This is a genomic window from Quadrisphaera sp. DSM 44207 (assembly GCF_900101335.1).
In the GTDB taxonomy this organism is placed as follows: domain Bacteria; phylum Actinomycetota; class Actinomycetes; order Actinomycetales; family Quadrisphaeraceae; genus DSM-44207.
This window is the reverse complement of sequence record NZ_FNKA01000002.1, coordinates 244,142-267,047: the sequence shown is the minus strand read 5'-3', so window position 1 is coordinate 267,047 and position 22,906 is coordinate 244,142. Positions and strand designations below refer to the sequence as shown.

The window sequence follows — 22,906 nt, the reverse complement described above, 5'->3', positions numbered from 1 at the left end:
GGGTCAGCCCCGCCCGGGCCCGTCCGGCTGCTGGCCCGGCTGCTGGGGCTGGGTCGGCTCGCCGGGGCCGGCCGGGTCCACGGCCAGCGCCCGGACGAAGGCGGCCAGGCGCGCGGCCTCCGCGGCGCTGAGGTCCTCGGGCAGGGCGAGGTCGACGCGCAGGCCGCGCCGCAGCGGGAACGGGTAGTGCAGCAGCGCCGCCCCGGCCGTCGCCCCGGCCGTCGCCCCCGCCGTCGCCCCCGCCGTCGCAGCGGACGCCGGGGCCGAGGGCTCGGCGGACCGCCGGGCGGGTGCCGGCGGTCCGCCGTCCCCGCTCGCGCGCGCGGCGTCGAGGATGGCACCGACGGCGGCACCGAGGGCGGGCACCGCCTGCAGCGGCGCGGGCGCCCGCTCGGGCGCCGCGCGGCGGCCGGCTCCGTCGCGGCGCGCGCGGGTCGCCGGGCGCCACGTGGGGTCGTCGACGAGCCACTTGCGGTACATCGCCACGCTGGTGCGGAACCGCTGGTCGTAGTTGGACAGGCTGCGCTCGGCCAGCTCGCCGCGGTGGCGGGCGCGAAAGCGCGCGAGGACGGCGTCGACGTCGAGGGAGCGCAGGTCCAGCTCCTCCCACCCCGGCTCGTCCTCGAGCACCCGGCGGCAGCCGGTGCGCAGCGCGTTGGCGGTGCCCTCGACGAGGGCGCCGGTGCGCACCAGGTAGGCGAAGAAGGCGATCAGCCCCGCGCCCGTCCCGGACCCGGGGCCGGCCGCTGCGGCCGCGTCTGCGCTCACGGCGCCCAGCATGGCAGGGCGCGGGCGGCTAGCGTCGGGCCGTGCTCGTCGTCGAGGAGCTGGCGCTGCTGCTGGTGGACGCGGGCTCCGGCGCGCCGGTCACCACAGCGGCCACCACGGGCCCGCTGCTGGCGGCAGGGGTGCTGCGCGAGCTGGAGCTGGCCGGGCGCGTGCGCGTCGAGCCCGCAAGGGCGCGGGGCGGCTCCCGCGTCGCGCTGCTCGACCCCGCCCCCGCCGGGTCCGCCGTGCTCGACCGCGCGCTGGCCGCCGTCGCCGAGCGCGCGCCCTGCCCGGCCTCCCGGCTGCTCACGCCGCTCGGCCCGCTCGCGCGCGGGCTGGCGCAGCGGGTGCTCGCGGACCTGGTCGCCGCGGGAGCGCTCGCCGAGGAGCGGTCGCGGCTGCTGGGTGTGCTGCCCGTCGTGCGCCACCGCGTGCTCGAGCCCGCCGTCCTCGACGCCGTGCGCGCGCGGATGGCCGCGGCGCTGACCCGGCCGCCGGGCCCCGACGCGCGCGCCGCGGCCCTGGTGGCCCTGCTCGCCGCCGCCGGCGCGCTGGTGCGCGTGCACGACCCGGGCGCGCTCGGCACGACGCGCCGCGAGCTGCTCGCCGCCGGGCGCGCGGCGATCGCCGCGGACCCCGTCGCCGCCGCCCTCGCCGACGTCGTGCGCGGCGCCGGCGCCACCGCCGGCAGCGGCAGCGGTGGTGGCGGCTGAGCGCGCGGAGCCACGACCTACGCTGAGGCGGTGACCAACCCCGTCGACCAGCGCCGGGCGGTGCCGCGCACCGACGCCGTGCTCGCGGACCCCCGGCTGGCCGACCCGCTCGCGCGCCTCGGGCGCAGCCTCGTCAAGGACGCCGTCGCGGCCGCGCAGCAGGGCGTGCGCACCGGCGCCGTCGACCCCGGCGCCGTGGTCGACGCCGTCCTCGCCGCCCTGCCGGCGCGGGCGTCGAGCCTGCAGCCGGTGCTCAACGCCACCGGCGTGCTGCTGCACACCAACCTCGGGCGCGCGCCGCTGTCCGCGGCCGCGGTGGACGCCGTGGTCGCGGCGTCCGGCACCACCGACGTGGAGCTGGACCTGGCCACGGGGCGGCGCGCCCGGCGCGGGCGGGAGGTGCTCGCCGCCCTGGCGGCGGCCGTGCCGGCGGCGGAGGCCGTGCACGTGGTCAACAACGGCGCCGCCGCGCTCGTGCTGGCCGCCACGGCCCTGGCCGCCGGCCGCGACGTCGTCGTCTCGCGCGGGGAGATGGTCGAGATCGGAGACGGCTTCCGCCTGCACGAGCTGGTCACCTCCACCGGCGCCCGGCTGCGCGAGGTCGGCACCACCAACCGCACCAGCGCCCGCGACTACGCCCGCGCCCTCGACGCGGACGGGGACCGGCCCGTCGGCATGGTGCTCAAGGTGCACCCGTCGAACTTCCTCGTCACCGGCTTCACCGCCGCCGCGACGGCGGGCGAGCTCGCGCCGCTGTGCCGCGAGCGGGACGTGCCGCTCGTGGTCGACACCGGATCGGGCCTGCTCGCCCCGCACCCGCTGCTGCCCGACGAGCCGGACGCCGGCAGCGCCCTGGCCGCCGGCGCCGACCTCGTGACCGCCAGCGGCGACAAGCTGCTGGGCGGCCCGCAGGCGGGGCTGCTGCTCGGCCGCGCCGACGTCGTCGAGCGCCTGCGCCGCCACCCCCTGGCCCGGGCGCTGCGCGTGGACAAGCTGACCCTGGCGGCCCTGGAGGCCACGCTGCGCGGCCCCCGGCCGCCCGCGCTCGAGGCGCTGGCCGCTCCCGCGGGCGCCGTGCGGGCCCGAGCGGAGGCGCTGGCGCGCGAGCTGGCCGCGCGGGGCCTCGACGCGCGCGCCGTGGACAGCACCGCCACCGTGGGCGGCGGCGGCGCCCCGGGCGTGCCGCTGACCAGCGCCGCGGTGAGCCTGCCGGGCGCGCTGGCGGCGCGGCTGCGGGCCGGGCGGCCGCCCGTGCTCGCGCGGGTGGAGAAGGACCGCTGCCTGCTGGACCTGCGCTCGGTGCCGCCGGCCCAGGACGCCGCCCTGCGCGGCGCGGTCCTGGCGGCCGGCTGAGGAGCGCGCGTGCACGTCGTCGCCACCGCCGGCCACGTCGACCACGGCAAGTCCACGCTGGTGCGGGCGCTGACCGGCATGGAGCCGGACCGCTACGAGGAGGAGCGCCGCCGCGGCCTGACCATCGACCTCGGGTTCGCGTGGACGGCGCTGCCCGGGGCCGCCCCGGGCGAGGACGCCGAGGTCGCCTTCGTCGACGTGCCCGGCCACGAGCGCTTCGTGGCCACCACGCTCGCCGGCGTCGGCCCGGTGCCCGCGGTGCTGTTCGTCGTCGCCGCGGACGGCGGGTGGATGCCGCAGTCCAGCGAGCACCTGGACGCCCTGGCCGCCCTCGGGGTCTCCTCCGGCCTGCTCGTGGTCACCCGCTGCGACCTCGCCGACCCCGCTGCGGCGACCGCCGCGGCGCGCGAGCACCTGGCCGGTACGCCGCTGGCCGGGGTGCCCGACGTGGCGGTCAGCGCCACCACGGGCGCGGGCGTGGACGAGCTGCGCGCGGCGCTGCTGGGCCTGGTGCGCTCGCTGCCGGCCCCCGACCCCGCGGCGCCCGTGCGGCTGTGGGTGGACCGCGCGTTCACCGTGCGCGGCGCGGGCACCGTGGTCACGGGCACGCTGCCGGCCGGGACGCTGCGCACCGGGGACGCCCTGGCCCTGCCGGGCGGGCGCACCGCCGTCGTGCGCGGACTGCACCAGCTCGGCCGCCCGGTCGGGTCGGCGTCCGCGGTCTCGCGCGTGGCGGTCAACCTGCGCGGGGTGCCCGCCGGGTCGCTGGGCCGCGGGAACGCCCTGACCACCCCGGGCACCGCGGTGGAGGCGGAGGAGGTCGACGTCCTCCTGCGGCGCACGGGCCGGTCGGGCCCGGGTCCGTCGGGCCTAGGCCCGACCGGCCCGGGTCCGTCGGGCCTGGGCCCGGGGAGCCGGGCCGGTGAGGTGCCGCGGCTGCCCGAGCAGCTGGTGCTGCACGTCGGCTCCGCCGCCGTGCCCGTGCGGGTGCGCGAGCTCGGCCCGGACAGCGCCCGGCTGCGGCTGCACACCCCGCTGCCGCTGCGCCTGGGCGACACGGGCCTGCTGCGCGACCCCGGCGCGCACCGCGTGGTGGCCGGGACCACGGTGCTGGACCCGGCGCCGCCGCCGCTGCGCCGGCGCGGTGCGGCGCGCGAGCGGGCGGCCGCGCTGGCCGGCCTGGACGGCACCCCGGACGCGGCCGGTGAGCTGGAGCGGCGCGGCACGGTGCGCGCGGGCGACCTGGTCGCGATGGGCATGGCCCCCGACGACGCCGCCGAGCTGGTGCGGCGCGCCGGCGCCGCGGGCTCCGGCGTCGTCACGGACGGCGAGTGGCTGCTCTCCCCCGCCGCGGCCGCGCGGCTGCGCACCCGCCTGCAGGGCGAGCTCGCGGCGCACGAGCGCGACCGCCCCCTCGAGCCGGGCCTGCCGGTGGAGGCGGCGCGCCGGCGCCTGGACCTGCCGGCCGCGAGCCTGGTGCCCGCCCTCGTCGCCGGCCTGGCGGGCGTGGCGGTGCGCGAGGGGCGCGTGGTGCGGGCGGACCGGCCGAGCGGGCCGAGCCTGCCGGGGCCGGTGCAGGCCTCCGTCGACGCCGTGCTCGCCGACCTGGCGCGCGCGCCCTACGCCGCCCCGGAGGCGCACCGGCTGCGCGAGCTCGGCCTGGGCGCGCGCGAGCTCGGCGCCGCGGTGCGCGCCGGCGCCCTGGCCCGGGTCGCCGACGGCGTGTACCTCTCCCCCGCCGCCGTCGCGGACGCCGCCGCGCCGCTGCGCGCCCTGCCGCAGCCGTTCACCCTCAGCGAGGCCCGCCAGGCGTGGGGCACGAGCCGGCGCGTGGCGGTGCCGCTGCTGGAGCTGCTCGACGCCCGCGGCGCCACGCGCCGGCTGCCGGACGCCCGCCGCGAGGTCGCCAGCTGACCGCTCGGTGCCAGCCGCGGCGCAACCGGACCGGGACGACGCGCCGGGGGTCGCAGCCGTGGTGGACATCGACACAGGTGTGCTGCCGCCGCTGCAGGCGTCGGCACCTACACCCATTAGATGCGGCCGAGGCCGTAAGAGCCCATCCGCACCTCCTTGTGCACGGCGCAAGCTCGCATTCCGGCGCTGGGGCGAACCGCACCTGCTCGCTCGCCTCGAGGCGCGATGACGAGTCCGCGCTCGCGATGGTCGTCGGTGACGTCACGGAGTGGGGAGAACAGATGAATCGGCGGCGTCAGCGCGTTGCACGCACAGCGGGCTTCGCGACACCGGTCGTACTGGTAGCCGGACTGGTCACCGGAAGCTCGGTGGCCTACGCCGAGGCTTCTGTCACCGAGGTGACCGAGGCCGACGCGATCGCCGAGGCGATCTCGGTGGTGGACCCCATCGCTGCGGACGTCATCACGCCGGTGCAGGAGGGCAACACGCTCTCGGTCGATTCTGGAGAGGCGGTCGTCGACATCCCCTGGCCGCGCCAGAGGGGGTGACCCTCAGCCAGGGAGCGCCCGGCGCGGACCCGCTGCCGATCACCATCGGCTTGCCGGAGGCGGCTGCGCTGGAGGAGGCCGCGGTCGCTGACGATGGCACCGTGGTCTTCGCCAGCGAGTCCGACCCGGTCGACGTCGCCGTGCAGGCCATCGACACCGGCGTGCGCCTTCAGACCGTCCTTGCCGACGCCTCGGCTCCTGCCCGTTTCGACCACCCCATCGACCTGCCTGCAGGAGCGACGATCAAAGTCGTCGGAGCTGCTCAGGCAGCTGCTGCGCTCGAGGCGGCGAAGACCGCTGACGCCATCGCCTCCGGTGAGGCTCCTCCGCCCGCCGAGGCGATCGTTCCTGCCGAGGATGCAGATGGCCAGCCCACGGTGGTCCTCTTCGTCGGCGCCGATGGCGACCTCCTCGGCGCTCTGGCCCCGGCGTGGGCCAAGGACGCTGCAGGCCAGGACGTTCCTACCCGGTACGAGGTGAGCGGCGACGTGGTCACGCAGGTGGTCGAGCACGCGGATGACTCGAGGGTGACCTACCCGGTCGTAGCCGATCCCTACGCCGGGCGCACCCTGTTCAGCTAGGCCCAGTACTACCCGACCGGGTACGAGAACCAGCCCAAGTACTCGATGAAGAAGTCGACGTTCGGGGAGAGGGTTCACATCGGGCAGGTCACCGGTGGCATCGTCAATCCCGCCCTGGGTCAGTGGATCTTCACGACGCAAGGCTGGTCCGAGATCACCTCTCGACTTCCGCGCATGACGAGCAAGGCCACGATCCGCCATCAGCACGACTGCCACGTGCTCGGAGGATACTTCCAGCGCTTCTCCGGCCCCACGTGGGACCTCGAGAAGATCCGGGCCGACAAGCCGAACTGGCGGTGGACCGTGCCGCTGCACACCTGCAACTGGTAATACCAAAGCTTCTCGACGTGGCAGGGTGAGTTCCGTGGACGGGGCTCACCCTGCCACCATGCTGGGAGGGTGATGAAAGCCAGGTTCGTCATGCCAGCAGCCGCCGTGGTGGTGGCAGTCCTGGTGGCGTAGACGCTCGGTGCGGCGTGGGTCGAGCGACGCCAGTTCATCGACGTCAGCGACGTCGTCGTCAGCCAGGTCCAGAATCAGCCACCCATGGTGCACGAGGACGGCACACCGATCTTCCGCGGGAGCGAGGACGTCACGCAGCGGCTGTGTGGAGCGCACGTGGATTGCACCGAGGCGATCGCCACGGACGGCGTGACCTTCTACAAGTTCGGCAACCGCAACGACGCGGCGGCGTTCTCCAGGTCGCTGGGGAGCGACGGCTACCAGTCCGACTGGATCGTGGTCGAGTTCACGGACCCGGCGTTCACCGCTCAGGACCGCCAGATGCTCGGGGGGTTCGTGGACGACCTGTGGGGCTCAGACTGAGCAGAAGCGGGAGTGCGGGAACCGCCGATGCGCCGGTGCCGCCGCAGGCATGGGCCTGGCGCGAGAGCAATGGGTCAGCAACGGCAGCGGGTGACGTCGCGCGCGGGCAGCCACACCCACCAGGTGCAGCCGCGCCCGTAGAAGCGCATGTGCACCGCCTCCCGAGTCCACTCGGTCGCCCAGGCCAGGCGCTCGTCGATGATGCCGTCCTCCCACAGGATGCCGCGTGCACCTCGTGCTCGGTGCTGCGCTCCCCACCGGCGGCCCGCCCGGTGGGACCACGCACGTGCCCGGTACCGATCCGGTTCAGCACCGCCGGCGGGAACTGCCCCGCCCTCGGGCACAGGATCGCCGCGGCCGTCGGCGGCAGCGGCGGCTCGTCTGGGTGCACCCGCAGGACCGTACGCATGTTCGATCCTCAGGGCGCGGCGGCTGGAGCCCAGTCGCCGCCCGGTGCCTGGGCCAGCCGAGCCGTGCGCCGGCGTTCAACCAGCCCGCTGCGCTGCTGTCGCCCACCGAGCCTCACCGAACCCCGACGCTGGGTTGCCGCGCTCTGAGCCGTCGCAGAGGACTACCCTCCATGACGCTGACGGCGCCCGCTCTCACGGACGCTCGTCCTGTCGGTGCCTGCGCACACCGTCATCTGCCGACGCCAAGAGCAGGGAGCCGGGATGTTTGAGCGCGACGTCGACTACCCGAAGGCCGTGGCCAGCTACGACGACGACGGCGTCGACGCGGCGATCGAATGGTGCTGCCAGTACCTAGGCGACGGCGACACGCTGACCGTGTGGACCAGCTTGACGTCCAACCTGCGGAACTGCCCGCAACTAGAGCGGCTCGTCACCCGGCATTCCAACGTCGAGCACGTCACCAGCAGAGGCGTCGGGCTCATCCGCAGGAAGGGCCCGGTGCTGATGGCATGGGCAGACATGGACGACCTCGGCGAGCTGACGCGCCATGGCGGTCACCACATCCGGGCGCTGTGCGTCATCACCGGGAACGAGGACACACTGAGGCCGTGGGTGTCAGCCGTCGGGCCAACGGTCCTTGGCGACGGATCGGCTTGGGAGCAGTCGACCCCTCAGCTGCATCCGGTTGTGGTAGAGGCGATGAAGGGCCTCACGATGACGATCAACCACAACAACACCATCTCAGCTGGCTTCGAGAAGGACATGGTGGTGAGCAGCCTGCTCGCGCTCCACAACGCCGGCATCGAAATGGACGGTGAGGCCATGCAGGGTTGGGCGCTGGCCAATGGATGGTCCGGCAAGAACCCCGAGCGGCTGGCGAAGTACGTCGAAGACATCAACGCCGGAAAGCGCCCCCGCTGTCGCTCTGGGCTACGCGCGGACTACGTCGACATCCTCCGACGCCGAGCTGCTGGAGACGAGTAACACCCGCCGGCCGTCCCGACAAAAACCTAGGGACCGCCGAGCAGGCGTGGCCTAGTCGCTGGAACCCGTAGGGGCTGTAGGGCCTGGCACATCCGGTACCTGGTCAGCTGTCCTTGGTCCTGTCGGGGGCAGCAGGAGCGTCCACCCCGCTCCGGGCGCTTGCCCTGGAACCGGTAGCCGCGGAGGGTCGACGTCGGGGTCAGCAACGAAGACTCGGGCGTGCTGGCGCATCAGGGGATCGGTGACGACGACCCCAGCGTCGAGCGCGGCCCGCGGCACCGGCAGGAGCCCGTTGGAGGCGAGGAGCTCGACGAAGCGCAGCGTGGAGACGGTGTGGATCATGACGCGGCAGACCAAGGGCGCGGCTGCGCGGTAGCGCTCGCGAACACCGGCGATCCCCGTGGCGGCGAGACGCTCGAGGTCGTGGTGAACAACGTCGCCGTACAGCCAAGCAAAGGCGAGCTGGTTGTCCGCCACGCTCGACGCCGCAGCTTCGGGCTGGCCGTCCTGAAGCGGCGCGACCTGCATGTTGTACGCGTGCAGCCCGGTGCCACGCGGATCGATGGCGCGCCAGGCGGCTCGCAGCCGCTCGAAGTGCTCGCCCCGTCCGGCATGCCCGTCACCTCGGAGGAAGAAGCCGATCGCCTTGAACACAGTGCCATAAAAGACGACCTCCTTTTCCAGGAGCAGTGGCCGGACGCGCGCGGCGGCGGACTCCACCTGCTCCTCGGGAGGCAGGTCCTGCACGAACACTGAGGTTTTCTCACCAGGATTGACGTTGGCTGCCTTGTCACCGATGTCCGCGGTCGAGGGTGATCAGGACCAGGACGGCGGCGGCGATGGTGGTGATGCGCCAGGGGTCGAGGCTGACGTGGCGCAGGGCGGCCCAGCGTTCGGTGAGCAGGGCGTGGGCGCGTTCGGCCGGAGCCCGCAGGGCGGTGATCAGCTGGTTGTGGGCCCGGTTGTCGGGATCGAGGTCCTGGTTGCCGGCGGGGCGGTGGAAGGGGGTGTGGATCCCGATGCCGGCGCCGCGGTAACCGGCGTCGGCCAGGACCGCCAGACGGCCGGGGCGCAGCGCGGCGTGGGGGTAGAGCGCCCCCAGGGCGTGGGTGCGGGCGGCGGCCAGGTCGTGGGTCGCGCCCGGCGAGACTGGTGAGATCCAGATCGGGAAGCCGCGGGAGTCGGTGATGACCTGCAGGTTCCCTCCGTGATGGCGGTGCTTGCCGGAGTACCAGGCGTCGTTGCCCCGCGGGGTGCGTGCGGCGACCCGGTCGGTGGGCACCAGCGTGCCGTCCAGGCACACGAACACCTCCCCGCTGCGGTGAGCCCGCTGGAGGACCTCATTCAGCTCAGGAGCTTGGTCGGCGATCGCCTCCAGACCTTCGTGCAGGTAGCGGTAGGCGGTGGCGATGCTGATCCCGGCGTCGCGGGCGAGGGTGAGCAGGTCGATGCGCCAGCGCAGCCAGCGCACCACCAGCAGCACCTGGACGTGGACGGTGGCCGCCCGCTGCCACGGACGCGCGCTCGGGCTGCGGCGGGCGCGGGCGACCAAGCCGGTGACGGCCTTCAGGGTCAGCGCGCAGATGCTCAGGCGGGCAGGATGGGACACAAGCGGGCTCCCGGGGAAGAGGGAACGGATCTTCGGCGAGACCACCCTCGCCTCGAGAGCCCGCCCTCTTCCACTCGATCACCGCGCCCACCTGCGACGATGCTTACCGAACCACGGCCCTCACCGGCAAAGCTGGTGAGAAAACCTCACTGTTCCACCGGTAGCCGGATCGGACTCGAGGCGGATCGTCACCTGAGCGACCTCGAACAACCGCCGCGGATCCGCAGCAAGCGAGTGCGCCGCGACACGGCGAGCGCGTAGCACGAACGCGGTCAAGCAGTGCTCGAAGCGCCGCCTCACCTCGCCTTCCGATGAGCTGGCAGAACTCGCTCCTCCGGCGTCGTCGGGCGTCGTCACGGACACCAGTGTGTGCCGCGGTCCTGAGCACCGGACGGCGGCTAGCGATGCAGTGCAGGCCGATGCACCACCACGCCGCCGTGGTGATCTTGAACAGGCGCGGATCACCAGGGAGCCGAAGTATCAGAGCATGCAGGCACACTCACCTCATGAGCGACAAGGCGCATCCGGCGCAGGACCAGCGCGAGACCTCATCGCTATCGGCTTCGCGCGAGAGCAAGGGTGCGGTGGTCGTCACCACCACCGGCTTGCCGGTGGGCTACACGCCGCCGTCCGCGGCGCTGATGCCGCGGTCGTCGGCGGGTGATGGCGGTACAGCAGCGGGCTCCGGCGATGCCGCCGCGGCCGGCAACTCCGGAGACTGAGTGGTCCCGGGCAGCGGGCTCGCGCTGCTAGCTCTACTGGCCCTGGTACCGGGGTGGCTGTTCCTGCAGCTGCGGCGGCGCCACGCACCACTGCAGCAGAGTGCCGGCCTGGGCCAGTTGCTGGAAGTCCTCGCCGTCGGGCTGGCCACGACTGGGATCGCCGGCGTCGTGCTTGCCTTTCTCCCGCACCGTTGGGTGCCGTTCTTGGTCGACCTTCAGGCTTGGGCCGACCTCGGTGGCTCCTACGCCACCGCCAACCCCCGCCGCATCCTGGCTACCGCCACCGTGCTGCTGGTCCTGGCAAGCCTGCTCGCCTGGACGGGTGATCGCGTGTTCCGGCGCCAACGCACCGAGCTGTACCTCGGCCCCGGAGCATGGGTACATGCACTCCGAGAGCGACCCAAGGGCACGGTGCCCTACCTCGGGCTCGCCCTACAAGACGGCACGCTGGTCGAGGGCCTCATGCACAGCTGCAGCCTCGAAGCGTCCGAGACCCGCGACGTGGCGCTGATGGCGCCGATCCGAGTCACCCCTCCTACGGCCACCGAAGCGAACACGGTGGACATGCAACGGCTCGTAGTGCCTGAGCGCGAGATCCGCTACATCACCGTGCTGCACCTCCCCGAAGCGTCACCGGCAGGCCGCTGACCGCTCCATCCGCAGCTGTGGATGGAGCGGTCAGCGGCGATGGATCGACAGCAACGTCATTATGATCAGCCTCGTCGTCGTCACTATCCTCAACACGTCAAGCTTGAGCCCGCCTCGACTCCCCAGTCGTCGACGGACAGTTCCTGGTCACAGGACCAGCCCGTCGGTGGCGTTGTCCCGGAAGAGGCTGTCTTCGCGGATGTAGCGGCGGACCATGGGCAGGCAGGTGTGCCCGGTCTGCTTCATGATCGCGCGTTCGGATTTCCCGGCGGCGGCGGCAGAGGTGGCGAACCCGGCGCGCAGGGAGTGCCCGGCCAGGTCCAGGTGGCCCAAGCGGGCGGCGGTGGCGGTGCGCTGGACGATCCGGGCAACCGCACGGTCCGACAGCCGGGCCCGGGCTATCTGGCCGTGACGGATGATCGGGCGGAACACCGGATCAGCCCAGCGGCCGCCCTCGAGCACCCGTCCCCGCTCCCCCGCGGTCGAGTCAGTGCCTGCGCTCAATGCTGCGGCCACGACCACGACGTCGAGCGCATCCACCCACCTTTGGTAGACCTCGACCGGGCAGGAGTCCGCGGATCCGGTGTGCAGCATTGCGATCCGCCGCCCGGCGGCGTCCTGGTCGGTCTTGGACCGGCGCAAGGTAACGACCAGACCGTGCTCGTCGACGCGCACGTCGTCGAGGTCGAGGCCGACGAGCTCGGAGCGGCGCAGCGCGCCGTAGAAGCCGAGCACGAGCAGCGCCCGGTCCCGGGCGGCGAGCACGGCCTTGGTCGGCTCCGGCTCAGGGTCGGGAAGGGCGTCGAGCAGGCGGCGCACCTGGTGCGCCAGCAGCGGGTCCTTCGCGTCGGCGGCGACACCGTGGACGCGGCGGATGCCGGCCAGGGTGGTGCGCACCAGCGGACTGCTCGTCGGCGAGGGATGGCCGGCGGCCTGGTGCACGGCGCTGATCGCGGAGCAGCGGCGCACCAGTGTGGCCACCTTCAGCCGCTCGGCGTGCTCGGCCAGGTACAGCGCCACCGCCTCCGCAGGGGCCGGCAGCGGCGGGTACGGCGCCCCGGCCCCGTCGCGCTGGGCGGCGCACCAGGAGGTGAAGTGCGCCCAGTCACTGGCGTACGCCCGCCGGGTGGACTCCGCGCGCGCCGCAAGCAGGTAGCGCTGAGCGGCGACCCGGCCGGCTGGCGCTACCGCGCCGGGCGGTACCAGGACGGCAGGGACCAGGGCACTGTCCTGTCCGGCGCCGGAGGCTGCCAGCCGCTCCCTTGAGCCCGCTCCCACCCTCAGCCCAGCACTCGGACTCGGGTGCGGTGGCGTGCTCATCGGCGCAGCGCCGCGCGGGCTTGGGCGAGCAGCTCCTCGTAGCGGCGCCGTCTCCGCGCCGGGCTGACCGGGTCCACGGGCAGGCCCAGGGCGCGAGCGTGCCAGTAGACCAGCTGCTGGTCGGCGGCCGCCGCGCCCAGCTCGTCCAGCACGCCGCCGTTGGTGAGGACGCTGGTGTCTTCCACTCCGAAGTGCTCGAGCAGCTCGACAGCCAGCTGGCGGGCGACGCGCACTTGGACCGCAGACTTCTCGAGGCTCCCCTTGGACATCGTGCCATCTGTGTGGTGGGAGTGAGCACGCCCACCGGTAGGTCCACCGCGCCGGCGGGAGGATGCTCCCCGGTGGGCTGGCCGTCCTGGTCGCGGTGCTCGTCGACGATGCGGACGCCGAGGGTCCTGGTGGGGTGCGTGCCGCGGCGGATCAGCCGATCCGGGAGCAGCAGGTGCGCCTGCACGCTGATGGCCGGCACCGGCTGCGCACTGGCGGCGCGGATGTGGTCCAGGATGAACTCGAGTTGGGTGAGCAGCCACATCTCTAACAGGTCCCGGGCACGAGCGTGTACGTCGGGCCGCGCGTGCTGCTGCTTCCGCTGCTGTTCGTCCTCGGCTGGGTCGCAACCTCCATGCTCTACCAGCTCTCGACACTGCTCCATGACGTCCCACTGCGTGAGCCGTCGGTGCGTGATGGGCTGACAGGCGTCGCGCTCTACCTCGCGTTCTACGTGCTCCACGAGGGCGCGCACGCGGTCACGGTGCGCGCCCTCGGCGGTCGGATCGTGCGCTTCGGCATCCGCGTGGGAGGTGCTCACGTCGTTCACGCCGGCCTGATGCACCGACCGGGAGCTCGAGCACTTGTCTCCCTTGCCGGGCCGGTGGTGCACCTGGTGGCAGCTGCAGCGCTGGCCGTGTTGGCCGTCGGGGATGACTGGAGCCGGACCGAGCACGCTGCGGTGCTCGCCGTCGCGGTGGCCAACATCGCCGAGGCGGTCGCCAACCTCGTGCCCTGGCGCGGAAGGCGGCGGTGCTCCGACGGGTGGAGGGCTCTTGCTCACACCCGCGAGCTAGTGACCAGGCGCCGTTCCCGCTGACGTCGATGAGGCGATGACCGCCCTGCGGCAATGCCTCGCCTGGGTGGTGGAGTGGACCCGCGACGCCGTGCACGTGGGCTTCTACGGCCGCGGCTGCACCCGGTGGGTGTAGCTGCCCCTCCAGGACGTCACTCGTTGCTGCTGTTGACCTACGCCCTCGCGCCAGGCCCATGCCTCCAGCGGCAGCGGCTCGGCGGACTCTGCCGCGGTGGCCGCGGCCGTTGGCACGTCATCCAGCGCCAGCATCGGCGAGGGGTCCGGGGCGGGTTCAAGCACGTGCCAGACCATCGGCGGTCGCACCGGCGCCGGGTGGGGCGAGTCCTTCACGCCGGCGAGCACGGCGATCAGCTCACGCCGCGCCTCGCCCCGGTCCCCACTCATGCTCGCCAGCGTGATCGCCCGTGACGAGGTGGGCAACGGCCCAGGCTGTTGCGCACCCGCGCGGTCAACCTGCAGGACCACGCCCGACAACGGGCGCGCCCTGAACGACCGGATGCGTGGCTAGTCGCTGCGGCCCTTGCGCTTGGCCAGGTCCGCCTGCAGACGCCGGCGCAGCGCGGCCAGGCGCTGCACGTCGGCCTTGGTCCTCAGCGGGATGGTGGCCCCGCGCAGGCGCTTCTGGGCGCGGTCGGCGGGGATGGCGCCGGCCGTGGCGGGTCGCTCCGGAGTGCTCATGTCGCCTCCGTCTGGTCATCGAAGAGTTCCGTCAGGCCGAGGGCGGCCTGGACCTCGAGGTCAGTGTGCGCCTCCTCGGCGAGGCGTTCAAACAGATCCAACGCCAGGCTGCCGTCCAGTCGGGCTTCCTCACGCTCTGCGGTCGCCCGGTCGTAGATCCACGTCAGGGCTTCCCACCACCGCTGCTGGCGTTGGTCCTCTCGGTCCTCGGCGGCTTTCTGTCGGGAGGCGAGGTAGACCAGCGCCGCGCCGAGCAGGGCCGCGAGACCACCGAAGCCGGGGGAGATGAGGAAGCGGCCGAAGCCGGCGTCCCAGAACCCCGGACCGGGCGTCGCTACGGCTGTTGCGGTGCTCAGCTGCCAGATCACCGGGGCGTGCACGTCTCGGAGGCTAGGGCACCGACCTCGCCGAGGTGGTGGCCGTGCTCGGGCCTCTCCGGAAGTGAGGGCCGGGGGTGGGGGCAGCGCCCCGCAGTGTTCTGCGGTGCCCGCAGGGCGCCGTCCACCACGGGTGAGGGATCGAGGCAGACTCGAGGGCACTGGTGAGCTTCTCCGTCGTTCGGGCGAGGCGCAGCCATGCCGCGCCGGTGGGTCGCCGAAGGAGGGCGGGGCCTCGTGATGGTCTCCGCCCGCTCTCAGACCCGGTGGTCGTTCTCGACCGCAGGCTGGCGCCGTCGCGCCGTCGAACATCGCTCCTACGGCGCCGTTGCCGGCTGGCCCGACGACCGAGGCCGTGTCGCGAGGGGATCCGCCTGCGAGGGGTCTTCCTCGAGCAGCTTGGTGCCGCGACGTCGCGGTGGACGGTGGTGAGGTCGCGCCCGAGCACGGACCACGCCCAGCGCCTGGTCCGCGGGTCAGCGGTCGCCTTCTGCGACCCTGGGCTCGTGGCTGGTGAGCTTGTGCTGGAGGAGTGGCTGCGCCAGCGGTGCGCGCAGTACGCCTAAGACCTGCGCGGGGTGTTCCGGCGGTGGGAGCCACCCGTGGTCGCTGGTCGCGGCCGACGAGGTCGAGCTGGAGGCACAGCTGGCCGCGGGTGGACATCAGCTGGCGCTGCCGAGGGAGCCGGCGGTGCTGGCCAACGTCCTGGAGATCAGCATCGTCGACTTCGTCCTGGCCGGGCTTGAGGAGCTGGACGGGGAGGAAGCGTGGTCGGGCGGTACATCGCCGTGAGCGGACCGATCATGCATGGGCGAGGGATCGATCGATGCCCCGTCGGCGATTCACCACAGATCACTTGAGTTAGAAGTGATTCTTGGGTTGCTGGACATGCCTCTACCTCTCGACAGACAGTGGAGCCTTGAGTTACTTCCAACTTCTGGAACTCACGTGACTCGGGTAACTCCGTGGTCCCCTAGGTTGCAAGCGTTCCTGGAGTCGCCAGAGTCCGATAATCCCTGGGAGGACTGGATGCCCCCGTCAGCCGCTGTGCGCCCTCGCGGGCAAGGAGAACGGGCGGGCCACCTTCGAGTTCGTGCGCATCGACGACGAAGTGCGGGTGCGGTGGCGCCGCATCGGCGACCACAGCATCTACTGCAACCCCTGACTCCTGCGTACGGCGGCCGCGACCGCCACCAGCGAGCCCAGCAGGGCGCCGTGGCGACGACCGCGCTGCCTCAGCAGGTCGTTGCGCTGAGCGCTTCCATCGAGGAGGAGACCGCCTCCGCGGACAGCCACCAGCACTCTGCGCCGAAGGGGTCAGATAGGGATGTCGACGTAGTCGGTCAGTGCCCGCCACGCTCCCGGCGCCCGCGCCGCTAGGCGAGCGGACCTGTCTGCCGGCGCCTCCGAGGCCGGTGAGGGTAAGCCGGTCCGCGGCTGGCAGCGGCCCGAGGTCCGGGCCGTTCAGGTCGGCGATGGCGGTGGTGGGCACCTGGTGAGTGCGGTAGGCGCCCAGCTGCGGCACCTGCCCGGCCAGGGTGTCCTGCCGCAGCGGGGAGAAGGCGTCGAGGTCGAGCAGGTCCTCGATCGAGCTGGTCCGGTCCAGCGCGTACCCGGTCGCGGCCAGCGCCCGTTTCCCGTCCGCTGGGTCGGGGTCGGGGTGGGCGGCGACCTCGTAGAAGCACAGCAGCAGCTGCACTCCGCGGCAGAGCGGGTCCTCGCCGTCCAAGATGGGCCCGGCGGTCGCGGCGCCGGCCAGGCCGGTCCACGCCCCGTCGTCGCGAGGGCGGCTGGCCGGTTCGGCGCGGTCCCAGTCGTGGCGGGCGAGGACGGCGTGGTGAGCGACGGCGTGCCACACCCGCCCGGTGGGGGTGGTCGCGGGCCGGCTGAGCAGGGAGCCGAGCGAGCACACCGGGCGGGGTCAGCGGTCCGGCTCAGCGGTCGGGGCCGGGGCCGGGCTGGCAGTGCGGGCACCACCACGTGCGCCGGCGCCCGGGGTCCCCGGGCACCTCCTCGACCATCCGGACGCTCGTCCCGCACCGCCGGCACGGCTTCCCGGCGCGCCCGGCGACCCAGTGGTCCTCGCCGCGGCGGGTGTTGCCGGTGGTGACCTGGTACCCGGTGGTCCCGGCGGCGGAGGCGCGCAGCGCGCGGGCGGCCAGGGCCACCAGCCGCGGCAGGTCCACCTCCCCCACCGGCGTCCACGGGCTGCGGCCGATCAGGAAGCACAGCTCGTTCGCCCACAGGTTGCCCAGGCCCGCGACGAGCCGCTGGTCCAGCAGCGCGGCGGCCAGCGGCCGCTGCGGGTCGGAGCCGAGGCGGCGCACCGCCTCCGCGGCGTCGAAGTCCGGGGCCAGCAGGTCGGGGCCGAGGTGGCCGACGACGTCGTGCTCGCGCGCGGTGGGCAGCAGCTCGACGACCGGCATCCGCAGCGCCGCCGCGGTGCGCCCGCCGCCGGGCGCCGCCGGGTCCTGCGCGGTGACGAGCACCGCGCGCACGTCCGGCACGAGCCGCGACGGCAGGCGCCGGCCCGGGTCCAGCAGCGCCCACTGCCCGTCCATGCGCAGGTGGGTGTGCAGCGTCAGCGGGGTCTCGCCGCCGCGGGCGAGGCGGGTCAGCAGGTGCTTGCCGTGCGTGGCGGTGCCGAGCACGCGCCACCCGGCGAGGTCGGCGGTGGCGTGGGCCGGCACCCGCAGGCGCCCCACGGCGAGCTCGCGCCCGGCCAGGGCGGTGTCGAGTGAGCGCGCCACCCGCGCGACGCTGTCCCCCTCCGGCACGGCCCGCTCAGCGCCCCGCCGCGGCCCCGACGGGGCCGCTCACCGCACGGCGCGCGGGGCGTGCGGCGACTGCGCGCCGCGGCCGCCGTGCAGCAGGGTGCGCACCTCGTCGGCCGTCGCGACGGCGCCGAAGACCGGCGTCCCGGGCTCCTGGTCCTCGCTGTCGGCCAGCGTGCCGCCGTCGACCGGCGTGAAGCCGAGGCGGTCCACCAGGCGGCTGACCAGCGCCTTGGCGTCCTCGTCGTCCGCGGCCACGGGCACCCCCAGGCGCTCGGGGTCCTCGGCGGGGCGCGCCCCGCGCTCGAGCTGCTCGGCCGGCAGGGTGTTGAAGGCCTTGACCACCCGAGCGCCGGAGAGGTGGGCGGCGACCAGCAGGGACGACGCCGTCGTGCCGCCCTCCACCTCCGGCGCCGGCCCGTCCCGCTCGGGCAGGTGGTTGGTGGCGTCGATCACCACGCGCCCGTCGAAGGCGCGGGCGGGCAGGTCGCGCACGGCGCCGAAGGGCACCGCGAGCACGACCATGTCGGCGACCTCGGCCACCTCCTCGACCGTGCCCGCGGCGGCGCCCGCCTGCGCGCCCAGCCGCGCCAGGGACGACGGCCCCCGCGAGTTCGCGACCGCCGCCGCCAGCTTCGCCGCCCGCGCGCGCCGCAGCAGCGCCGACCCGACGGCGCCCGACCCGATGATCCCGATCCGCACGCCCCCAGCAGACACCCGCGGGCCCGCGCGCGCACCCGCACCAGCCCCTCGCGGCTACTCGGCTCCTCCCGGCTGCTCCCGGCTGCGGGTGCGCCCGGCGGCGCAGCGCCTGGCGTGGACGCGGACCGGGCTCCCGTCCCGCACCCCTCCACCGACGAGCGGCTCGCGCGCCGCGGGGCGCTCCCGCACCGGCCACGGCCGGTGCGGGAGCGCCCCGCGGCGGGTGCGGGCCCGAGGCCCGCCCGCTCAGCCCTTCTGCCCGATGACCCCGTGGGGGTCGAGGACGTACTTGCGGGCCGCGCCGGAGTCGAACTCGGCGTAGCCGCGCGGGGCGTCCTGCAGGGAGATCGGCGTGGCGTTGACGGCCTTCGCGATCTGCACCCGGTCGTGCAGGATCGCCATCATCAGCTGCCGGTTGTACTTCATCACCGGGCACTGGCCCGTGGTGAAGGACAGCGACTTCGCCCAGCCGGTGCCCAGGTCCAGGGAGAGGGAGCCCTTCTTGGCCGCCTCGTCCACCCCGCCCGGGTCGCCCGTGACGTACAGGCCGGGGATGCCCAGCGCGCCGCCGGCCGCGGTCAGGCCCATCAGGGAGTTGAGCACCGTGGCGGGCGCCTCCTGCTTGGCGCCCTCGCCGTGCCCGCGGGCCTCGAAGCCGACCGCGTCGACGCCGCAGTCGACCTCCGGCACGCCGAGGATCTGCTCGACCTGGTCCTTCGGGTCGCCCTTGGAGACGTCGACCGTCTCGCAGCCGAAGCTGCGGGCCTGCGCGAGGCGGTCCTCGTTGAGGTCGCCGACGACGACCACGGCCGCGCCCAGCAGCTGCGCGCCGACCGCGGCCGCCAGGCCCACCGGCCCCGCGCCCGCGATGTAGACGGTGGAGCCGACGCCCACCCCGGCCGTCACCGCGCCGTGGAAGCCGGTGGGGAAGATGTCCGAGAGCATGGTCAGGTCAAGGATCTTCTCCATCGCCTGGTCCTTGTCGGGGAACACCAGCAGGTTCCAGTCGGCGTAGGGCACGAGCACGTACTCGGCCTGGCCGCCGACCCACCCGCCCATGTCGACGTACCCGTACGCCGAGCCCGGGCGGTCGGGGTTGACGTTCAGGCAGATGCCCGTCTTGCGCTCCTTGCAGTTGCGACAGCGACCGCAGGCGATGTTGAAGGGCACCGAGACGAGGTCGCCCTCCTTGACGAACTCGACGTCGGGGCCGACCTCGACGACCTCGCCGGTGATCTCGTGGCCCAGCACGAGGTCGGACGGCGCCGTGGTGCGTCCGCGCACCATGTGCTGGTCGGAGCCGCAGATGTTCGTCGAGACCGTCTTGAGGATGACGCCGTGACGCACCTGCCGGCCGACGTTGGCGGGGTTGACGCCGGGGCCGTCCTTCAGCTCGAAGGTGGGGTAGTCGGTGTCGATCACCTCGACCTTGCCGGGACCCTTGTACGCGACCGCCTTGTTGCCTGGCACTCGAAGCCCGCCTCCCTGCCCGCACCGGGGCGTCGTCGAGGGCGCGGTCCGGCCGAGGATCGGGTCAGGCGCGCCCGCCCGGGCGGCGGCGTCTCCTGTGACGTCGCTGTCCCGGGGTGCTCGCACGGTAGGCCGGGCGGGTGAACCTGGCAAGGCCGGTGGTCGCCGTCGCCGAGGCGGCGCATGCGCCGCCTCGGCGACGGGTACCCGGCGGGGATGGCGAAGGACGAGTTCCGCGAGGGCGACCACGTGAGCTGGAAGAGCCACGGCTCCACGACCTCCGGTGAGGTGGAGCAGGAGATCACCGAGGACACGAAGGCCGCCGGGCGCACGGTGCGGGCCAGCGAGGACGACCCGCAGTACCTCGTCGAGAGCGACAGGAGCGGCCGCGAGGCCGTGCACAAGCCGTCCGCGCTCGAGCAGGACTGAGGTCCCGGCCGCGGCCGCCGCCGCGGCGTAGCGTTCGGGCATGGACGACGCGCCCGCCCGACCCCGCGTCCGCTACTACGCCGCGCAGTCCCTCGACGGGTACCTCGCCGAGACCGATCACTCCATCGCGTGGCTGACCGGCTACACCGGGCACCCGGCCGACGGCGAGCCGCTGGACGGCGACTTCGAGCGCTTCGCCGCGGACGTCGGCGGCTGGGTCATGGGCGCGCGCACCTACGAGTTCCTGCTGGCCGAGATGGACGGCGGGGCCGCCTGGCCGCACCCGGACGGCCCGACGTGGGTGCTCACCTCCCGTGATCTGCCCGTGCCACCGGGCGCTGATGTGCGCCTGACCAGCCGGCCGGCGCGCGAGGTCGTCGCCGAGGAGGCGCTGCCCGCGTCGGGCGGGAAGGACGTGTGGCTCGTCGGCGGCGGGCCGCCCGCCCAGGACCTCGTGGACGCCGGGCTGCTCGACACCGTGGAGCTGACCGTCGTCCCCGTCGTGCTGGGCGCCGGCGTGCCGCTGTTCGCCGGCCGGGTCGAGGAGCCCTTCGCGCTGGAGCGGGTGCGCCCGTTCGCCAACGGCATGGTGCAGCTGGTCTACCGCGCGGTGCGCCCCGAGGCGTGACGGCGGCGGGCTCAGCCCAGCGGGCGCACGGCCCCCAGCAGGTGCACCCGCTCCCCCGCGCGCGAGCGCACCACGACGTCCCAGCCGCCCTGGGCCGGGCGTGCGGCGGCGAAGGCGAGCGCGGCGGGCAGCAGCACCGGGCGGCGGAACTGCACGTCGACGCGCACGGCCTGCGGCAGGCGCGGCTCGAGCGCGGCGAGGGCGCGGGCCGCCGTCCACATGCCGTGGGCGATGGCGCGCGGGAAGCCCAGCGCCCGGGCGGCGAGCGGGTGCAGGTGGATCGGGTTGACGTCGCCGCTGACGGCGGCGTAGCGCCGTCCGGTGTCGGCCGGCACGCGCCACAGGGCCGTGGTCGGCATCGGCGCACCGTCGTCGCGGGGGCCGGTGGGCGCCACCCCGGTCGCCCCGGCGGCGGCGTCGGCGGCGTCGCCGATGTCGGCGACCTCGGTGGGAGCGGCGTCCCCGGACGTGCGGGCGCCGCGGGCGAGGTAGGTGCTGCGCCCCTCCCACACCGCCTCCCCGCCGACGTCGACGCGCGCGAGCAGGTCCACCGTGGCCCCGCGCGGGTGCGGCACCAGGCGCTCGGCGCGCACCTGCACGCTCGGCCGGTCGGTGAGGCTCAGGCGCCGGTGCGCCACCACCTGCTGGCGCACGTGCACGAGCCCCAGCAGCCGGAACGGGAACGCCTCGGTGACCATGAGCTGCACCTGCAGGGGGAAGGCGAGCAGGTGGGGGTAGGGCAGCGGCACGGCGCCGGCGGCGGGGTAGCCGCAGGTGCGGGCGTAGGCCGCGACCCGCTCGGCGTCGACGTCCACCTGCCGGAGCACGAGCGTGCGCTCGCCCAGCCCGCCGCCGCGCCGGCCCCCGGCCAGCGAGCGCGCGTACAGGCGCGCCAGTGACGGCGGGGCGCTGACGAGCACCTGCTCGCCGGCCGCGGGCCCGCTCATGCGCCGATGAGGTTCTGGCCGTCCACGCGCACCACCTGGCCGGTGACGCCCGCCGAGGCGGGCTCGGCCAGCCACGCGACCGCCTCGGCGACGTCGACCGGCAGGCCGCCCTGGTGCAGGCTGCTCAGGCGGCGTCCCGCCTCACGGGTGAGCAGGGGCGTGCGCGCGGTCATCTCCGTCTCGATGAAGCCCGGCGCGACGGCGTTGACGGTCCCCGACCGCTGCGCGAGCGCGGGAGCGAGGGCGCGCACGGCGCCGATCAGGCCGGCCTTGCTGGCGGCGTAGTTCGTCTGGCCGCGGTTGCCGGCGATGCCGCTCATCGACGAGACGGCGACCACGCGCGCGCCCGGTCGCAGCGCGCCGTCCGCGGCGAGCAGCGCGTCCGTCAGCCGCAGGGGCGCCGCGAGGTTCACGGCCAGCACCGAGGCCCACCGCTGCGCGTCGAGGTTGACGAGCAGGCGGTCGCGCGTGATGCCGGCGTTGTGCACGACGACGTCCGCTCCCCCGTGGCGGGCGAGCAGGTGCTCGAGCAGGCGCGCGGGCGCACTCGGCGCCGTGACGTCCATCTGCAGGGCGGAGCCGCCGGTGCGGTTGGCCACGGCGGCGAGGGCCTCGCCGGCGGCGGGGACGTCGACGCCCACCACGTGCGCGCCGCGGGCGGCGAGGACCTCGGCGATGGCGGCGCCGATGCCGCGCGCGGCCCCGGTGACGACGGCCACGCGTCCGGCCAGCGGCTGCTCACCGGCGGGCGGAGGCGCCGCGGGCGCCGGCACGGGAGCCGCCGTGACCACCTGGCCGGAGACGAACGCCGAGCGGGCCGAGGCGAGGAAGAGCAGCGTGGACGCCGCGCCCGCCACCGCCGCGGCCGGGTCGGCCGGGTCCACCCGCAGCAGGTTCGCGGTCGCGCCCGCCCGCGCCTCCTTGGCGGCCGAGCGGCTCAGGCCCTCCAGCGCCTGCTGCACCGCGGCGCGCTCGACGGCGGCCGCGCTGCTGGCCGTGCCCGTGCCCCCGCTCGCGCCCCCGCTCGCGCCCCCGCTCGCGCCGGGTGCCGTCCCGGGCGGGACGGGCGCGCCGACGAGCAGCAGCCGCCCGCAGGGCCCGAGCCGCCGGAAGGCCGGCGCGAGGGCGGCGCGCACCTGCTCGAGGTCCTCGACGGTCGCGACGGCGGAGGCGTCGAGGACGACGGCGCCCAGGGCCGCGCCGGCGGCGACCCCGGACAGCTCGGGATGCACCTGCGCCCCGCCCGCCCGCAGCACGTCGGCGAGGCCGCCGGCCAGGGGCGCCGCGCCCGCGCCGAGCACGAGGGCGGGCCCGGCCAGCAGCGGCTGGCCCGGCTCGGTGCGGCGCAGGGCCACCGGGCGCGGCAGCCCCAGGCGGCGCGCCACCCACGCGCCGGGCCCGGCGGCGGTCAGCTCGCGGTAG

25 protein-coding genes are annotated in these 22,906 nt (G+C 74.8%); 13 read left to right on the top strand and 12 right to left on the bottom strand.

The annotated features are described in order from the left end of the window. Positions 1-3 precede the first annotated feature (3 nt). Positions 4-768, bottom strand: coding sequence for a hypothetical protein (locus BLS82_RS07365; RefSeq protein WP_143028778.1), 765 nt, complete (start codon positions 766-768; stop codon positions 4-6). Positions 769-809: 41 nt separating this feature from the next. Here BLS82_RS07365 and BLS82_RS07360 point away from each other — a divergent pair, with 41 nt between their 5' ends. The 8 genes from BLS82_RS07360 (at position 810) to BLS82_RS07325 (ending at position 8,096) form a co-directional block, all read left to right on the top strand. Further along, complete coding sequence (locus tag BLS82_RS07360) at positions 810-1,481, top strand: GOLPH3/VPS74 family protein (RefSeq protein ID WP_092863497.1); 672 nt, start codon at positions 810-812, stop codon at positions 1,479-1,481. Positions 1,482-1,511: 30 nt separating this feature from the next. Further along, positions 1,512-2,834, top strand: a complete 1,323-nt coding sequence (gene selA, locus BLS82_RS07355) for an L-seryl-tRNA(Sec) selenium transferase (RefSeq protein ID WP_218123703.1) — start codon at positions 1,512-1,514, stop codon at positions 2,832-2,834. Between the two features lie 9 nt (positions 2,835-2,843). Then, the gene (locus tag BLS82_RS07350) at positions 2,844-4,748 is read left to right on the top strand and encodes a selenocysteine-specific translation elongation factor (protein ID WP_092863494.1); all 1,905 of its coding nucleotides are present in this window, start codon (positions 2,844-2,846) and stop codon (positions 4,746-4,748) included. A 245-nt stretch (positions 4,749-4,993) separates the two neighbouring features. Beyond that, entirely contained in the window at positions 4,994-5,296 is a 303-nt protein-coding gene (locus BLS82_RS07345; RefSeq protein WP_143028777.1) for a hypothetical protein, read from the top strand. Continuing rightward, positions 5,293-5,877: a hypothetical protein gene (locus BLS82_RS07340; protein ID WP_092863488.1), complete on the top strand. Its 585-nt coding sequence runs from the start codon at positions 5,293-5,295 to the stop codon at positions 5,875-5,877. Before BLS82_RS07345 ends, BLS82_RS07340 begins: the two co-directional genes overlap by 4 nt. A 174-nt stretch (positions 5,878-6,051) precedes the next feature. Continuing rightward, positions 6,052-6,207, top strand: a complete 156-nt coding sequence (locus BLS82_RS15660; protein WP_176818985.1) for a hypothetical protein — start codon at positions 6,052-6,054, stop codon at positions 6,205-6,207. 288 nt (positions 6,208-6,495) lie between these two features. Further along, on the top strand, positions 6,496-6,702 hold the full coding sequence (locus BLS82_RS07330; protein WP_143028776.1) for a hypothetical protein: 207 nt from the start codon (positions 6,496-6,498) through the stop codon (positions 6,700-6,702). A 671-nt stretch (positions 6,703-7,373) separates the two neighbouring features. After that, positions 7,374-8,096 (top strand): hypothetical protein, encoded by a 723-nt coding sequence (locus BLS82_RS07325; protein WP_092863478.1) that lies wholly within the window; start codon positions 7,374-7,376, stop codon positions 8,094-8,096. Between the two features lie 51 nt (positions 8,097-8,147). Here BLS82_RS07325 and BLS82_RS07320 read toward each other — a convergent pair whose 3' ends face one another. Both BLS82_RS07320 and BLS82_RS07315 read right to left on the bottom strand, forming a co-directional pair. Then, entirely contained in the window at positions 8,148-8,849 is a 702-nt protein-coding gene (locus tag BLS82_RS07320; protein ID WP_092863475.1) for a hypothetical protein, read from the bottom strand. Positions 8,850-8,886: 37 nt separating this feature from the next. Then, complete coding sequence (locus tag BLS82_RS07315) at positions 8,887-9,735, bottom strand: transposase family protein (RefSeq protein ID WP_369811067.1); 849 nt, start codon at positions 9,733-9,735, stop codon at positions 8,887-8,889. A gap of 476 nt (positions 9,736-10,211) precedes the next feature. Here BLS82_RS07315 and BLS82_RS07310 point away from each other — a divergent pair, with 476 nt between their 5' ends. Further along, on the top strand, positions 10,212-10,427 hold the full coding sequence (locus tag BLS82_RS07310) for a hypothetical protein (protein WP_092863469.1): 216 nt from the start codon (positions 10,212-10,214) through the stop codon (positions 10,425-10,427). Continuing rightward, positions 10,428-11,075: a DUF6338 family protein gene (locus tag BLS82_RS07305; protein WP_092863466.1), complete on the top strand. Its 648-nt coding sequence runs from the start codon at positions 10,428-10,430 to the stop codon at positions 11,073-11,075. Between the two features lie 147 nt (positions 11,076-11,222). Here BLS82_RS07305 and BLS82_RS07300 read toward each other — a convergent pair whose 3' ends face one another. Then, complete coding sequence (locus tag BLS82_RS07300) at positions 11,223-12,095, bottom strand: tyrosine-type recombinase/integrase (protein WP_176818983.1); 873 nt, start codon at positions 12,093-12,095, stop codon at positions 11,223-11,225. Positions 12,096-12,391: 296 nt separating this feature from the next. Further along, positions 12,392-12,664, bottom strand: a complete 273-nt coding sequence (locus BLS82_RS07295; protein WP_143028775.1) for a hypothetical protein — start codon at positions 12,662-12,664, stop codon at positions 12,392-12,394. A 305-nt stretch (positions 12,665-12,969) separates the two neighbouring features. Here BLS82_RS07295 and BLS82_RS07285 point away from each other — a divergent pair, with 305 nt between their 5' ends. After that, positions 12,970-13,482 carry a hypothetical protein gene (locus BLS82_RS07285; RefSeq protein WP_143028774.1) on the top strand — a complete coding sequence of 171 codons (513 nt, stop codon included), beginning with the start codon at positions 12,970-12,972 and terminating at the stop codon, positions 13,480-13,482. Positions 13,483-13,983: 501 nt separating this feature from the next. Here BLS82_RS07285 and BLS82_RS15655 read toward each other — a convergent pair. The 5 genes from BLS82_RS15655 to fdhA form a co-directional block, all read right to left on the bottom strand. Then, complete coding sequence (locus BLS82_RS15655) at positions 13,984-14,157, bottom strand: hypothetical protein (protein ID WP_176818982.1); 174 nt, start codon at positions 14,155-14,157, stop codon at positions 13,984-13,986. Further along, positions 14,154-14,537 carry a hypothetical protein gene (locus BLS82_RS07275; protein ID WP_143028773.1) on the bottom strand — a complete coding sequence of 128 codons (384 nt, stop codon included), beginning with the start codon at positions 14,535-14,537 and terminating at the stop codon, positions 14,154-14,156. The genes BLS82_RS15655 and BLS82_RS07275 overlap by 4 nt, the downstream gene beginning before the upstream one ends. Before the next feature lie 1,931 nt (positions 14,538-16,468). After that, positions 16,469-17,284: a DNA-formamidopyrimidine glycosylase family protein gene (locus BLS82_RS07270; RefSeq protein ID WP_218123702.1), complete on the bottom strand. Its 816-nt coding sequence runs from the start codon at positions 17,282-17,284 to the stop codon at positions 16,469-16,471. 66 nt (positions 17,285-17,350) lie between these two features. After that, positions 17,351-18,010 carry an NADPH-dependent F420 reductase gene (locus tag BLS82_RS07265; protein ID WP_092863442.1) on the bottom strand — a complete coding sequence of 220 codons (660 nt, stop codon included), beginning with the start codon at positions 18,008-18,010 and terminating at the stop codon, positions 17,351-17,353. Positions 18,011-18,256: 246 nt separating this feature from the next. After that, on the bottom strand, positions 18,257-19,480 hold the full coding sequence (fdhA, locus tag BLS82_RS07260; protein ID WP_092863439.1) for a formaldehyde dehydrogenase, glutathione-independent: 1,224 nt from the start codon (positions 19,478-19,480) through the stop codon (positions 18,257-18,259). A 216-nt stretch (positions 19,481-19,696) separates the two neighbouring features. Between fdhA and BLS82_RS07255 the strand changes: the two genes are divergently transcribed. Further along, positions 19,697-19,909: a hypervirulence associated TUDOR domain-containing protein gene (locus tag BLS82_RS07255; RefSeq protein WP_092864951.1), complete on the top strand. Its 213-nt coding sequence runs from the start codon at positions 19,697-19,699 to the stop codon at positions 19,907-19,909. Between the two features lie 40 nt (positions 19,910-19,949). Continuing rightward, the gene (locus tag BLS82_RS07250; protein ID WP_092863436.1) at positions 19,950-20,537 is read left to right on the top strand and encodes a dihydrofolate reductase family protein; all 588 of its coding nucleotides are present in this window, start codon (positions 19,950-19,952) and stop codon (positions 20,535-20,537) included. 11 nt (positions 20,538-20,548) lie between these two features. Here BLS82_RS07250 and BLS82_RS16360 read toward each other — a convergent pair whose 3' ends face one another. Continuing rightward, positions 20,549-21,484: a MaoC/PaaZ C-terminal domain-containing protein gene (locus tag BLS82_RS16360; protein ID WP_092863433.1), complete on the bottom strand. Its 936-nt coding sequence runs from the start codon at positions 21,482-21,484 to the stop codon at positions 20,549-20,551. Then, complete coding sequence (locus BLS82_RS07240) at positions 21,481-22,896, bottom strand: 3-oxoacyl-ACP reductase (protein ID WP_176819034.1); 1,416 nt, start codon at positions 22,894-22,896, stop codon at positions 21,481-21,483. Before BLS82_RS07240 ends, BLS82_RS16360 begins: the two co-directional genes overlap by 4 nt. Positions 22,897-22,906: the final 10 nt, after the last annotated feature.

What these genes read in the sequence shown, in the direction of transcription:
- BLS82_RS07345 (WP_143028777.1), top strand. Translation starts at nt 4,994, where the DNA reads ATGGTCGTCGGTGACGTCACGGAGTGGGGAGAACAGATGAATCGGCGG.
- BLS82_RS15660 (WP_176818985.1), top strand. Translation starts at nt 6,052, where the DNA reads ATGACGAGCAAGGCCACGATCCGCCATCAGCACGACTGCCACGTGCTC.
- BLS82_RS07325 (WP_092863478.1), top strand. Translation starts at nt 7,374, where the DNA reads ATGTTTGAGCGCGACGTCGACTACCCGAAGGCCGTGGCCAGCTACGAC.
- BLS82_RS07310 (WP_092863469.1), top strand. Translation starts at nt 10,212, where the DNA reads ATGAGCGACAAGGCGCATCCGGCGCAGGACCAGCGCGAGACCTCATCG.
- BLS82_RS07295 (WP_143028775.1), bottom strand. Translation starts at nt 12,664, where the DNA reads ATGTCCAAGGGGAGCCTCGAGAAGTCTGCGGTCCAAGTGCGCGTCGCC.
- BLS82_RS15655 (WP_176818982.1), bottom strand. Translation starts at nt 14,157, where the DNA reads ATGAGCACTCCGGAGCGACCCGCCACGGCCGGCGCCATCCCCGCCGAC.
- BLS82_RS07255 (WP_092864951.1), top strand. Translation starts at nt 19,697, where the DNA reads ATGGCGAAGGACGAGTTCCGCGAGGGCGACCACGTGAGCTGGAAGAGC.
- BLS82_RS07250 (WP_092863436.1), top strand. Translation starts at nt 19,950, where the DNA reads ATGGACGACGCGCCCGCCCGACCCCGCGTCCGCTACTACGCCGCGCAG.
- BLS82_RS16360 (WP_092863433.1), bottom strand. Translation starts at nt 21,484, where the DNA reads ATGAGCGGGCCCGCGGCCGGCGAGCAGGTGCTCGTCAGCGCCCCGCCG.